General features: G+C 41.8%; 8 protein-coding genes. All 8 read right to left on the bottom strand.

Annotation, left to right across the window (positions count from 1 at the left end; genetic code table 11):
• Positions 1–554: 554 nt before the first annotated feature.
• Genes SPL68_RS18200 through SPL68_RS18165 form a run of 8 tightly spaced genes read right to left on the bottom strand, consistent with a single transcriptional unit; the run spans position 555 to position 13,989 of the window.
• Positions 555–878 carry a hypothetical protein gene (locus SPL68_RS18200; protein ID WP_323816601.1) on the bottom strand — a complete coding sequence of 108 codons (324 nt, stop codon included), beginning with the start codon at positions 876–878 and terminating at the stop codon, positions 555–557.
• 4 nt (positions 879–882) lie between these two features.
• Positions 883–2,040, bottom strand: a complete 1,158-nt coding sequence (locus SPL68_RS18195) for a hypothetical protein (protein WP_323816600.1) — start codon at positions 2,038–2,040, stop codon at positions 883–885.
• A gap of 60 nt (positions 2,041–2,100) precedes the next feature.
• On the bottom strand, positions 2,101–3,264 hold the full coding sequence (locus tag SPL68_RS18190; protein WP_323816599.1) for a hypothetical protein: 1,164 nt from the start codon (positions 3,262–3,264) through the stop codon (positions 2,101–2,103).
• A 2-nt stretch (positions 3,265–3,266) separates the two neighbouring features.
• Positions 3,267–3,662 carry a hypothetical protein gene (locus SPL68_RS18185; protein WP_323816598.1) on the bottom strand — a complete coding sequence of 132 codons (396 nt, stop codon included), beginning with the start codon at positions 3,660–3,662 and terminating at the stop codon, positions 3,267–3,269.
• Positions 3,605–6,514 (bottom strand): Ig-like domain-containing protein, encoded by a 2,910-nt coding sequence (locus SPL68_RS18180; RefSeq protein ID WP_323816597.1) that lies wholly within the window; start codon positions 6,512–6,514, stop codon positions 3,605–3,607. Before SPL68_RS18180 ends, SPL68_RS18185 begins: the two co-directional genes overlap by 58 nt.
• Positions 6,515–6,557: 43 nt before the next feature.
• The gene (locus SPL68_RS18175; protein ID WP_323816596.1) at positions 6,558–7,283 is read right to left on the bottom strand and encodes a S26 family signal peptidase; all 726 of its coding nucleotides are present in this window, start codon (positions 7,281–7,283) and stop codon (positions 6,558–6,560) included.
• A 46-nt stretch (positions 7,284–7,329) separates the two neighbouring features.
• Positions 7,330–8,745, bottom strand: coding sequence for a hypothetical protein (locus SPL68_RS18170; protein WP_323816595.1), 1,416 nt, complete (start codon positions 8,743–8,745; stop codon positions 7,330–7,332).
• Between the two features lie 12 nt (positions 8,746–8,757).
• On the bottom strand, positions 8,758–13,989 hold the full coding sequence (locus tag SPL68_RS18165) for a hypothetical protein (protein ID WP_323816594.1): 5,232 nt from the start codon (positions 13,987–13,989) through the stop codon (positions 8,758–8,760).
• Between the last annotated feature and the right edge of the window lie 32 nt (positions 13,990–14,021).

Raw genomic sequence — 14,021 nt, 5'->3', positions numbered from 1 at the left:
TCAAAATGGCCACGTTAATCACTCCTATCTCCCGCTCAAAAAACAAGCAGGATAGTCGGTTTACGTGGGTCAATTTTCGACGCAAATATGGGGGTTTAGTGGGTCAGTTTTAAACGCAAAACAACAGACAGTTGGATGGTGTGAACTTTAGGTTAATCTCCAGAGTAGACGATTATTCCTGGAACAGAACCGAGCAAATAGATTCTCTGAATTAGCAAGGTTGAGTAAATGAAGGTTTTTGGTAAGATGTCTATGGTTTAGCCAAATCCCGCCCGTTGCGCTGGCGAAACGGCTCTAGTTTTTGCAGGAAGCAACATCCGAACAAAGGCCAGCCGCGAGGCTGGCCTTTTCTTTATATGTAGTGGATTAACGTTGTCATTACACTGAACTGAACTTGCCCACATTAAAATTGTGCACTAGTTCAGACCGGGTCCGACAGTTACCGGTTTTTAAAATTGTCTGCCAGTTTAGATTTGAACTATTAAAATTTCAGAATAGTAATATTGCCACCCGGTTCAATACACCCAACACATTACTCTTAATTTAGTTGGCACTTACCAATCTGCAACTTCACCATAATGCAAATTTGTAATGGGGCAAGCAGAGAGAAGCTCCATAATAGCTTCTTCATGATCTGCATTTGGCGAGATAACCATTATAGAAAATTCAGTAGCGTCATGCCCCCAAAATTCGATGCGAAACGCTTCGTTACACCCGAAGTTGTCGATTAACTGCTCAAGCTTTTCATCGACCTCTTTGCCAAAGACTTCCATTTTATCCTGAAGACTAGCATCCGCTGTCCCATCAACTAAGGATTCGCAAATTTCTTCCCATAATCTAATCTGGTCTTCAGTAACATTGAAAATAAGATAAGGCATAGAACTAACCCAGTATTTCTGTACAGCTAAGTTTGGTAACGCCACAAGCCATGAAAAATTCCGATAAGACATCAATAACGGCCTTATCAGTACAGGCAAACGCTATTATATCTCTGCCACCAGCCTCCGCATCCTTACGTTTTTCAACAAAATAGTTTTCATCAAATTTATATTCAGCTAGCAGTTGTTTTGCTTTCTGGAGATCTACTCCAGTTATATTTTCGAGATGCTCAACAATAAATTCACTATTCCTCATCAAATCACCTTCTATTTGATGAATTTCATCTTCCATTCCTTCTGGTATTTGGAAGCTTAATTCGAAGAGTTTTGAACGGCGTTTTACCCAATGCCAGTGATCTATTAACTCTTTAGGAAATGCGGGCTCTTTCATGGACTCAAATCGATGGAAAAGATCACTGATAACGTCAAACTTTTCATCTTGGGCAGAAAAATAAGCTGGAAAATGAAAGCAGGTATAAACCAATCGCATCAAGTCGCGTATTAATTCACAAGCATCGATAGTTATCTGTATGCTATGTTTTAACCTCTCATCCAAATCATATGCTGGTTTTGGAGGTAGCTTGTGAGAGAGATTTTGTGCAGGCTGATAATCAATCAAAGAAAAATAAAAATCTATTAATTTAGGGGCAATATTCAAACTACTTTCATATTGGGGATCATATATCCATTGCCTTAAAGCGATATTTAAAACTCTAAACAGCTTCAGAGGGTCTGGATTAAATGACCGAAACTCCTCTTCCTGAGCTATTAAAAATGGAAATTGCCGGTTAGGATCATACCGATCACCTAAATAATGATTAAACAGCATTAACCTTTCTTGCCTGCTAATAGTTTCTAAATCCCGCAGCAAAATGCCATTTACGAAAGAATCTAACTCCCTCTCTGTCCACTCAGAAGGCGAAAAATAATTTTCCGCAACAAATTTATGTCCATCGACGGTCTGTAGCGGGAAGAAATTAAAGTATTGCGTAAAATAAAAGTCCGTTGTTTTCTTGGGGGGAGTACCATACATGAAATATTGATAAACCTGCTCACGCTGCTTTTTTGAAAGCTCATCGCAAACATACTCTTTAATCAGTTCCCATTTTTTTTGGCGTTCTGCAACCCACTGAGGGTCTTTAGTGAAGCTTAAATCTACCATAATTAGTCCGCGGGCTCGTCAATTCCTCTACCCTTTCTTTTATCAATCAAATTGTAAATGCTATGTTGAATCCTTCACCAAATTTACCATTTCCAAGTTACTCAAAGGACATAGCTCGAATATTGACCTTATATTTTCTGCGATCTCTCTCGTGACACATGAGAAATAGACGCGCCCTTTTTGACTTTCATCATGATATTCATAATTTTCAATCATAAAATCATGATCCAATCTTGTCTGTTCGATTAATATTTTAAAATGGTCTAAGTCTTCTATTACAGGAAGAAAGTGCTCGGTAACAGTTACTAACGAATAGCATGTACGAAAATAATAAAAAGCAGAAAAGAATGAATCTGCCATATCTGAACCCACATCAAAAGTAAGTTCGTAGATGAAAGATCTACGTTTCACCCACTGCCAGTGATCAATAAGCTCTGAACAATACTCAGGTGAACGCATATTATCTAAACGAGCGAAAATTTCTTTTGCTTTGATGCCCTTTTTTTCATTTACTGAGTCGATATTTCTATCATGTAGTATTGATGTAACGGATACAGCCCTCAAGAATTCGCTAAAATTTAAACGGCGAGCAATAACCTTTTTTATTTCCTGCCGTTCATCCCAAGGTATATCTTTTGAAGGATTATCGGATATTACACGGCCAAAATATTCTTCAGTTTGAGTTTTAATCAACGAAAAAATATAGTCTAATAAAACAACTCCAATACAATAATCTTCGTCTTCGGACCATCTTTTGAGCCAATACGTTATCGGACGCATCATATGTAAAATGAGATTGTAAGGATCTGGATTAAAAGCCCTATTTTCTTTCTCATCTTTTACCAGGAAAGGTATTTTCCTGTTCGGATCATAGCTATCCCCCAAGTAAAAACGTATGATTTTTTCATGATCCTCATACAAATTCCCCTTCAGAACCACATCCCTGGAAAAATACTCAATTTCTTTGTTTGACCATTTTTCAGCGTTAAATAAAGATTTAAAGATATATTCATGCGCATCAAGAGACTGAAGAGGAAACAACTCAAACAATTGCGTAAAGTATATATCTTTAGAATTTATTAACTGTCCTGTTAAAAAGTAGTGATGGAATTTTTCCCTCTGTTTGCGCGAATACCCATCACTGTAATCTTCTTTTATGCCATCCCATTTATTTTCACGCTCTGCAATCCATTCAGGATTTTGAGTAAATCTCAAATCAATCATAATTAATCCGCCGGCTCATCTATAACCAAATCATTCAACTCTTCAAAACCGTATGTCGCCAGCAACTCAATAATATCAGCAGCACCTGATACCTCCACCTTTGGTAAGTGCGTAGCATCAATTCCAAATGACATATTAAGGAACTCATTTTTATTCTCACTGGAAATATTGATATTTGGACGTTTTTTTACCAACACCGAAAATTTAGAACCATTGCTAACCTTGGGGCTAATTTGTCTGACTTGATTACCATTCATAACTTTAAATTTATGAAATTTCCATATGAAATTATCAACTGTTTGCACAGCATAGTTACTACCATTTTGGGTTTCTGCTTTTGTTAGGAAGGCATATTCCAAATTGGCTGCCGCACGGTCCAAACTATATTGTTTATGCATGGAATCATTCTTTTTATCTGCTTTTGTCGGTGATTTTCCCAATACAACCCAAGGTACCTTAGCCCCGTATTCGGTTTCGTTATAAAAGGTCTCCCTGTCGCTTTGGCTTTTGGCTTTTGGCTTTTGGCTTTTGGCTTTTGGCTTTTGGCTCTCCAAGATTTTAGCTCAACCCATGTTTCTGGCTGATTTGATGCATTCGTAGCAACATAGGTCTTTCCGCTTAACGTTACATCACCATTACCCAAGATAATATCCACATTTCGTAATAAAAAATTAACACATCCCTTTTCTCCAGCACCACTGCCCTTTTTACACTTATCCTTGAGGTTTTTGTTCTCCGAAAAATCTGAATCATTTACAATCGTTACATAACGACCTTTTTCCATAAATTTAATCGGCAGCGCACCTGCACGATGTTTTAATTGGTAAAAAGCCGTTTGCACCAAATGAAATAACGCCCCGTGCCCATTGCCAGATAACGTTAGGCTTAATTTTTCATCATCCGTCGGCTCTTCTTCTGTCAAGCTAGAGCCTGTAGCTGCATCAGAGAATACGATAGCTAGCTTTTTACCAACCACCTCTGACACTTGGGCATTTAACCCTTTATCACCACATTCTAAACTGGCTGCCGCCGCTTGATCTTCTTCACTCGCGGTACCATCTTTTAACGCACCACATGTCATCTCCCAACCCAAATACGCAACAGTCGCAGCAACTATAGGGAAGGGGTAGCGCGTATTACCGTTACCTTTTGCAAATTTTTTCAATGATTTTGCACCCGCTCTGGAATACAACTTCACAGCAGCACTTAATGTGCTCAATGAGAATAGATGCCCTGCGATTGCCTTTGCACCTGGTCCACCCATGGATTCTTTAATGACATTTAAAGCATCCGGTAAATTTTTGGCATCTTCACCGCCCACTACTTTCCTGGCTTTTGCTAGAACTCTTCCGATCTTGCCACCAGAAATTCGTCTCACATTCGGCGCTGCATAGGCTTGATTCATCATCCAGCTCAGTGGTAATTGCTGCTGAGTATTATTCAACAACATACTTACAGAAGGGATTTCACCATCGCCATCCCAGCCTTCTGCTGGTAATGCCAAATATTCCACCCAGCTTAAAATATCCTCGCCGCTATCCACTGTTTGGAATAGAAATTCCAAACCTTTGCGAGCCTCTTCATCGTTGTACATTTCAGCGATGGTGATGAAGAAGGGAATCATACTCCAGAGGGCATCAAAATCTCCTTTCTTCGCTTTTGATACAACACTACTAAACATACCGCCAAAATATTTCAAAAATTTTGGATTGAATCCTTTAAGGGCTTTGAATAATACGCCGAGGGTTCTCGCAAAAGGTTGCAAAACCCTACCGGGTGGCAAATATGTGGCAGCAACAATTAAGTTAACAATAAACACATCGCCTTCGAATCTATCTGGATCAGTTACGGCATAGGTTAATTGTTCAAATACGGCAGAGAGTTCTTGGATGGGGAAAAATAAACTCAATGCATCCATGTACCAACTCGCATTTGCTTGCGGGAACATGAAGCTCAACGGCAAGGAAACGGTTTGCTCATCTAAGGGAGTGCCCTCGCTGTGCATACCCGCCATGACTCTGAATGCATCAAGTGACACTAGCGATGCATACTGATTCACTTTGTCTGTATGAATCGCAATGCGGTGAATACTTAAATCACCGCCGTGTTCATGTAGTTTACCGGTGCTGTTTAACACCAACGTTGCATTTTGGGTTGTGTCAATAGTGACGGTGGTTTGCGTAGTACCATCTTCAAACCGCATTAATGGCGACGAGTTGAAGTTGTACCATTTGAGGTTATCAAGATTGCCATTGAATTCCCCGGCGATTTCCAGATCATGACTTGCACCTGCATCATCATTACCACTGGCATTGTTCGTCCACTGATAATCAATAGCGCCAGTCGCACTAACTTCATAATGATTTTGGTTAACCAGCAATTCCAATTTGCCCGCGTGATAGCGTGCAGAGACTTGATACCAGCGGGCAGGGAATATTGCCTCACTACTAACACTGAATTCACCATCGGCAGTTCTGACGGTAAAGGTGAAACGCATGTCGTCATAGGAAAGTACTTGGGCGCCCTGCCCTAGGTTAACTATTGAACCGCCGGATTCTCCGCGGGGTAAAATTTCCAACGCAAAACCCGTGGATTGCGGCAGACCTATTTCCCTGAGACCATCGCCCCATGCCTTGCTGCTATCCCCGCTAAAGGACATGCTATTACCAGCACCGATACGTGAATTCGGCTGTGCAGATGCATGAATTACACGCAGGGGGTAACGGCCGGTATCTTCATCAATAGCGCCGGCATCAACATGATTGAAATAATAGGCAGCTAAAGGTGCGAGGTTGGGATCATGGCTATCACCCAATGTCACCGTGACTGAATCGCCAGCATTGCCTTTTACTTGAATAGTGCTGCTGGTGTTGTAAGCAACGTTTACCGCATTGCCATCAAAGCGGTCGTAATTGAAAACACCTGCTGCCGTTTGATCACCAATCATTGATGCGTGGGCAACTTCAAGATCCCTCTCATCAGGATTTGCGTAGGTAGCAGCAAAGGGTTTCTTTACTAAGCCTGAGCGCAATACTTGTGCGGTAACCTCGCCTGTTCCATCACTACCAGGCGCGGTGATAATTGTCGTGACCTTGCCTGATGAGTCGGTTACCAATTCTTTTTGTTGCAGGTAACCGTATGTAGAACCAAGGCTCACATCAACACCAGCAGCGGGATTTCCATCTGCATCAGTGACAGTGACGACTACAGCTCCGGATGTACCAGCGTTGAGGCTTGAAGGACTGGCCAAATTAATGTTTAGAGGGCGAACATCTACAAAAATATTTAAAATTTTATTTACTTAGTGTGTTGAAGAATCTTTCCCGTCGATAACCTGACTGAGCATCATACGAGAATGCAATCCAAACAACTTTACCGACAATATCGGATTTGTTTATAGCACCGAAAACCCGGCTATCTTCACTGTTATCGCGATTATCACCCATGACAGCAACCTGACTATCACTCAGTACTTTTTCATGGAAAATATCGCCTTCCGAATGAGTAATGCGCTTAACATTAAAAACGGTATACGCCCTCTGAAATTTGTTAAATACAACAATATCGGACTTTTTAGTATTTTGAGCCCAGGTATCTGTAAGCACATAATCCCCGGGAATTAGCGTTGGAGTCATAGAGGGGGTTGGCACGTGAAAGAGTTGATAACCCAACAGCCACTTGCTTAGTAAAATACCAACAACAATTATTGCTGGGTAGATAAAGCAGCAGAGAGTTATACGCAACAGGGAAGGCAATCCCAACACTATGTTATTGGCTGATTTTCGCAAAGCCACTAAATAAAACCATGTCCACACCAATACCACCAAGACCAACGAAAGTAAAAATCCTACAGGACTGCTCCACAGCCTTAACCAAGCGGGAGTTGAAAAAAGAATGAACAGGCAGAAAAAGCAAAAGGCGGCATATTTATACCGCTTTTGTAAAATCAACGTTGATGCTGGAAGTAGATATGAAAAACCTAAAAGGGTGATCGTTAGGATTTTTCTAGTTGTTTTCATATAAAACGAATCAAATTAATCTTCATAGAATTTTTTATCAAAAACCTCATAAGACTCGCAAATCAATTACAAAATTGCTTTCGCCGTCACCAGCTTTAACTCCATTAATAGATAACTCGTCTTCAGTTCGCTCTTTAATAACAGAAAATATTTCTGTCCACTCTGATATATTTCTATTGCTAGGCAGATTATTAGTGTTAACTTCCAAAATTATCACGCCGGCATTATCATGGTCGCGACTTTCGAATTCAATTTCAGAAGTTTTTCCATTCATATATGCAAGCTCTTTTAACACAACATTGGCATAACGAATAATTTTTTCTGGGTCATCCCCTTCCATTCGAATATAGAACCCATTTTTTCCATTAGAATCTTTGATAGGCTCCACTGTATAAGGAGGGCGACTTTCGAACGTCGCCTCGCAATCCTCAGGCGCCGCATTATCTAACCTTAACACAGCGTGCGCCGACTTCATTGGATTTAACCACATCACTTGGTGTTCAAGCCCAAAGTAGTATCTACCTGCGTGTTCGAGCACACTAGGTTCAGAGGGGAACACAAAAAGTGTTTCAGGTAATGTAATTTTTTGCAGCAGGATTTTAGCGTCTTTCGTTCTTACTTCAATAAATTTACTTTGCTCGTAAAAACATAAAATTTTATTTTTAATGGGTACAACAGCGCTAATTGAAAACCAACTTCCGTCATCCTTTTCAAACGATAATAGCTGATCAACTTCTGTAGTTCCGGCCAATGCATTCAATCGAATAAAAACACCTTTGCAACACAGGTATATTTTTCCTTCTGAAATTTTTACACCTGATGCTTTAGCCTCAAACTTTCTTTCCCATACCAAATCACCATTATCACTTCGATATGCTCGCAACCCATAAGACGTCGAATCCGAGCCAAAATATACGATCAGAATCGCATTCATTTCATTTGAAGTATCAACCTCAATATAGGTCGAAAGAACTTCAGCATCCAATTCTTCACTCCAAACACTTTTTAAGCTGGAATCAAAACAATGAATTGTTTGGCCAGCATATGCGTATATCAGTTTTCCATATGCCTTTAAGTACCGCTCTACCCAAGGAATATTTACAGACGCGACCTCATTATCGCCACAACAAAGCAGGATTTTTTTGTCCTTTCTTCTTCCATCAACAACAAATATTTTTTCACCAATCGTTACAGAGCCATAGCAGTATCTATGATTTTTAACAGCGCCAATTCCCCATGCATCAAAAGTCAAGTGCTTTGCTATTATTTTTCCTGTGCCATCTTTATATTCAATCCAGGCTCCATCATCCACATAAAAAATGCCATATAGATCTGTATCCACAGCATGTAATGGATGTAAATATTCATCGTAGAAAAAATATTTATCCCGCCAGTACAAACGGTTATTAGCGATTACAATTTCCTGCGGCGAACCAAATTCACTAATCTTACATAAAAACATACTGGCCTACCTTTAGGTCGCGGGCACAATTTCAACAAAATCATCAAGCTTTTCGATTAAATCATCAATCCAATCATCCAGCTGATCATCAGTCATTACTCTTCCATTCTGCTTCAATGTATCTTTTAATTTTTTCTTCAATGCGGTATTTTTTTCTAACGCCTCTATGATTGTATCTTTAAACAGTTCACCTCCATCTGTTACTCGATCATCCAAAAACCACTTCCTGCCTTTAAAACCATCTTGCGCGAAAGATAGCAAATCGGAAAAAAGCTGCGCTCCCTTCTCTTTAAAGTTGCTAATTACCTTGGCATGCTCTGTGATTTCGTCTGCGGTGCCCGCAATCGTTTTGTCATAATTCCCAGAAACCCCTAAATACATCTTCGTATATTCCTTAATTTTATCTGGGCGCCATGACTTACTTTCAGCGTGGATCGTAAGGCTCCCGATTTCATAAATTGTATCTGTTCGGCGCTGATGGTTAAGCTTGGTTCCATTTACAAGAACAGGGGCTTGTTTTTCTACGTCCTTTATAGAGACCCCAGACTGTTTCTGTAAATGCACAATTGTACGCAGATGATGCGCGGCGCCTTGAGCCTTATAACCTCCCGCTCCCAGCTCACTTATAACTCGCTTTAAACCATCCAATGCTGCGGGGGATATTTTATCGCTAGCTAAATTTAATTTGGATAATGCGTTAGTAACATTAGTGATTGAAAATCTACCGAAGTTATCGAACTCACTCATTTTCCTTAATGCATCAAAGCCACCCAACTTTCCAATATTAGCAACTGCGACTAATGCTTCCTCTTGTTGTAGGAGCTCCGTCGGCCACCTACCAACAGCTCCAATTTCATTAATTGCGGCCACTGAATCTGCTAAAAGTGCCCCAGCTCTTTCACCAGTTTCTTCTAACGACCTCATATAACTATCGTATTTTCTTAAAATTTCTTTGATTGTAGAAGTGGACGCATATGCTTCTTCTATCAATGCTATGGATTTTTTCTGGGCGGTGAGAATATCTACGGAGCGAGCCAAGTACTTTAGCCAATTCTCCAAATCAACCGAATTACGCACCGCGTTCGACAACAAGTTGCGTAAGTCCTCATCCAAAGCCACTGCAGCAAATAATTGTAAAAACGGTAAAATTATTTCGGCGCGACTTTTAAAAGCTGTCCAATCACCAGATTGTTGGGCTTGCTTTGCTATGGATGCTAAATTTGCTAGCTCTTTGGCTAACACACCTCTCATCGGAAATGCTCGAATCAATCTTACTGCGGGTTTTATAGTGGCCACAGCTGCATTGAGTGGCCCACCAACTACCGGGAAGCCAACCATCAATGCGTCAGCCCCTAAACCAATGTACGCAAGGTATAGAATGATTTCGTCGTAATCTTCCGGATTGCCATAATATTTGTAGTAATTTTGCAAGGCTACATCCCGTGAATCACCAAACGGAATAAAGCCCATTACCATGTCGCCTACCATGCCTGCCGGGGTGCTGGTGTCCCCTAATATCAACCCTAACTGAAAAGCCCTCTCCATTTGTTTTGCGTATACATATGCGTCAACTAAAGCGACTGCGGCTGTTTTGGCTCCCGCTTTTATATCACCCCACCAACCACCAGATGAATTTTGTGCATAGGCATTCGCAATCGGAAGCCTCAATGGATTTTTTGGATCATAACTGGCAATTGGTCGCTGCCCGCTTTTTCCTGTACTAGACAATTTAACAACAGCAGAACCTGCCGAGCCAATCGTCACGTTCATTTCGGTTTGCCCGTTTGGCAACGTCGCCAATGTCGGTCCATTCCAATCAATTACCCTTAACTGATTTAACAATCCCTTGAATCCACCACCTATAACGATTGCGTCGGCGCCCGGCAGAGACTTCGCATTCCCCGCTATGCTTTTTTCAATGCGTTGGTCACCAACTTGCAGTATTAATTTTCCATTTTTATAGTGCGCACCTATACGATGCCACGTGTTTAACTCAACATCTTCAATCTCAATCGATTCCGTACCCAGCTCAGTCTGCTGAGAGAAACGCAACATACCGCCCGCTAACAATTCGAGTTGCTGCCCTGCTGCCAGAAAACTCACAACAATCCCCGGGGCAGCTAGTTTTGCCTCGAAACCTAGTCCTATATTGCCCGCTTTATTGAAGGCCGAATGTGCGGGTACATTTACCGTGGAATCAATTGAAAATTGGTAACTACCATCAAATCCTTCGCTACTTTCCTCAGACTGCACCACCGATTGCCATTGGGCGTCGATTATGCCGTAAGCATCCCCGACAACTTTATCGCCATAAAGATTATTCATGTTGTAATACGCAATAGGTTCTATCGCAGGATTCGCAAGATCTCCAATTGCAACTGGAACAGACTCGCCTGGGGCACCTTTAACAGTAATATCGGTGCTAACAACATAGGCTTGCTCAAAAGATTCCCCGTTGCCCTTATCAACGGTGACTGTTCCATTTGTGGCTCTATCACCCACCAAAACAGCCTCACCAATATCAATCGCAGCGGGATAATCTGTTATGTATCGGCCCACGGCTTGCTCACCTGCCAGCGTTGCCAAAACCGTTGCTGGACCACGCGCTTTGCCAACAGCCAACTGCGTCGACGCTTTCCCTGACGACAAACTCAAAACGTTATCTTTTACCTTGCCTGAATCAGTTCGCAGTTCAACCGTTAAGCCATCTATATTTATATCGCCTGCACTTGCAGAAATACTTACCGGAACTAAGCTATTCATATCAGCACGTGCGGGCACGTCTACACTCAAATCAACAGGTATGATATTAATTGTGTGGGAGTACTCAACATTCCCTGCAACTATCGTGAGGTTTTTACCACCACTCGTGTGATACCCCTTAATAGTGAACTTTGTTTCACCATTAACCGTAAGACCGTTGCCCTCAATGACCAAATCAGAATCTGCTGAAATTGCTACTTCAGTGCCGTCAGCGATCTTATTGTTATGCTTATCTTTTACCTTCACGGTCAGCTCAATCGCACCACGTCCGGCAATGGTGGCTTCACCTTCAATATCAACCTTGATCTCATCAGGTACGCCGGGGACAACTTTGAAACGCGGGCCACTTATTTTTTGCCCATCAACTGTACGCACAGTAACATTTGCAACTTGGTCACTACTGGTCCTGGTAGTATTCAATGTGGTAGCAAAAACTGCCTCTGCGGCGGCCTCTCTGGAGGGAGAAAAATACCCATAGGTGCCATCGACCTCCCAACTAATTGTTTGAGCTGTTTGGTTCTCGGTACTGCGACTGTGATATCCAAGATATATGGCTGAAATAGCAAATTGATTGTTATCAGCCGGTATTTCTACTACCACACTGGGATCAACATTCGGGACGAGAATTACATGTTCAAACGCATATTCCCACAGAACATTCCCCGCATCCTGATTGCTGTACAACCGCATGGTTAGAAAATCTTCCGGCATTAAGCTCGCGAGGTGCTCGATATTTTCAAAACGAATTTGCTTGTCTGAGCCAATTTCTACTTTGATTTCTTCTTCACCCAGAGCAAAAACCAGATCCTGGGGACCATCGATGGCATCCAGACGTTCACTGTTCGGGCCTAATAAGGAATAGAGCAACTCAATTAATTTGTCGCTGGAGGCAATGACCGGTGTTGTGGCGTTGTATATATCGATTTTTTCTTCTTCGCCATTTTCATCAGCAACTACGCGGTTTAGCTCTGCAATTTCCAAATTGTATTGGCTAAATTGGTATTCTGGACGATAGCCCCATACATAAAAAGGCAATGGCTTTGCTGGTTTATTCGCTTCATCCGGATTTTCTTCGCCTGCCCACTCTTGTTTTAATTGCTGGTAGGCGCTCCAGGTTTGCCAGTTTTTGTTTTCATCATAAAGTGGCGTTAGGAAGGGGGTAAATTTATTGGGGCGCCCAGCTAAACCTTGCGCGGTGTTGCTGCCACTGAAGTTTGGGTTTTCATCTTTTTGGGTTCCTACTACGTGAACGTAAAAGTTTTCCGGTGTAGTAAGATTGTCGCTAATTTTAAGAACCTGAATATTGCGCCCTGGTGGGATAGGAAAATTAGCGAGATCGCCGCCAACAACACCTAAGGTATTTCTACCTGTAGTGCGAGCTAAACGGCCAGTGAGCCCATATTGTTCGCCGTCATCTGCCCCCAGACCTTCCGGCAAAGGACGCCCTTCTTCATCCAACCACTCAGTAAATACTTCTACCAAAGTATCACTAGTAAGCGCGACGCCTTCTTGACCAATCAAGTAGTGTTTTTCATTACCGTTAACATCACTAGTTGCAATGCCCTTCTCTGGGGTGTATTTGCGCTCCGCCCAAATTTTTAAATTTGGCGGTTGTAGATAGATATCATCCAGCTTAACGCTGAGCATGCTGCCCGCATTTTTACTCGCATCGCCTAATTGGATACGTTGCGTACCCATATAGCCTGTGGCGCGGTTGATGACAACTAAACGCACCCACTCACCAGATTTTAAATAATCCGATTCACGCTCACGAAAAGGTTCTGCCAAGCGATACTCTTCCGCCCACTCCTCCCAATTTTTACTGCGATTGATGGCACCAACATTCAGTTGGTTATCCATTGGTCCACGCAGCATTAAGCGGTAGTAATAATACTGATCATCCTTTCCTAGACCGATATCGACACGACCGGCAATCTCTTCATCTTTTAATCCATTTCGCTCAAGAACAAGCTGACCTGTGGACTCACGAAATACATAAATATCGGTATTTTTTAAATCATCTTTACTTATACTTTTCAATTTCCCATTAGGCGCGAATGATTTTTTAGTATCGGCTAATCGAACAAAATCAGGCTCCTGATCTGCACCTCCACTTTCTGATGCACTTAGGTATACGCCTTGCAGCGCGTTTTCATCAGTTATGTTATCTGTTTGCTCCGCTGGATAGGCTTCGAATACTTTTTTGGTGCTGCCATCATCTTGCGGCTGATCAACCATTCGACCTAATACAACACGATCAGGGGTACCATCACCGTCGAAATCATAACTTTCTTGCAGAATGCGTTTACCATCAGGCGCTGTAGCTTCATATTCAGTTGCGTTGCCAATACTAATCGGTGAACCATCCGGATTTTTTAGCAATATACGCCCGGATAAAAACATCACATCTACTTTGAAATCTATGTTGTAAACAGGTATCGATGTAGTAGCGTTAATTGCCATTGCATTCGTGTAAGCCATGGCAGCACCTAGAGTCCCGCCTGAAAACGGCG

The sequence above is a fragment of the Cellvibrio chitinivorans genome (assembly GCF_035117775.1).
In the GTDB taxonomy this organism is placed as follows: Bacteria; Pseudomonadota; Gammaproteobacteria; order Pseudomonadales; family Cellvibrionaceae; genus Cellvibrio; species Cellvibrio chitinivorans.
Note: the sequence above shows the minus strand (reverse complement) of the source record. Positions and strands in the feature narration are given on the sequence as shown.

What these genes read in the sequence shown, in the direction of transcription:
- SPL68_RS18200 (WP_323816601.1), bottom strand. Translation starts at nt 878, where the DNA reads ATGCCTTATCTTATTTTCAATGTTACTGAAGACCAGATTAGATTATGG.
- SPL68_RS18195 (WP_323816600.1), bottom strand. Translation starts at nt 2,040, where the DNA reads ATGGTAGATTTAAGCTTCACTAAAGACCCTCAGTGGGTTGCAGAACGC.
- SPL68_RS18190 (WP_323816599.1), bottom strand. Translation starts at nt 3,264, where the DNA reads ATGATTGATTTGAGATTTACTCAAAATCCTGAATGGATTGCAGAGCGT.
- SPL68_RS18185 (WP_323816598.1), bottom strand. Translation starts at nt 3,662, where the DNA reads ATGCATAAACAATATAGTTTGGACCGTGCGGCAGCCAATTTGGAATAT.
- SPL68_RS18175 (WP_323816596.1), bottom strand. Translation starts at nt 7,283, where the DNA reads ATGAAAACAACTAGAAAAATCCTAACGATCACCCTTTTAGGTTTTTCA.
- SPL68_RS18170 (WP_323816595.1), bottom strand. Translation starts at nt 8,745, where the DNA reads ATGTTTTTATGTAAGATTAGTGAATTTGGTTCGCCGCAGGAAATTGTA.
- SPL68_RS18165 (WP_323816594.1), bottom strand. Translation starts at nt 13,989, where the DNA reads ATGGCTTACACGAATGCAATGGCAATTAACGCTACTACATCGATACCT.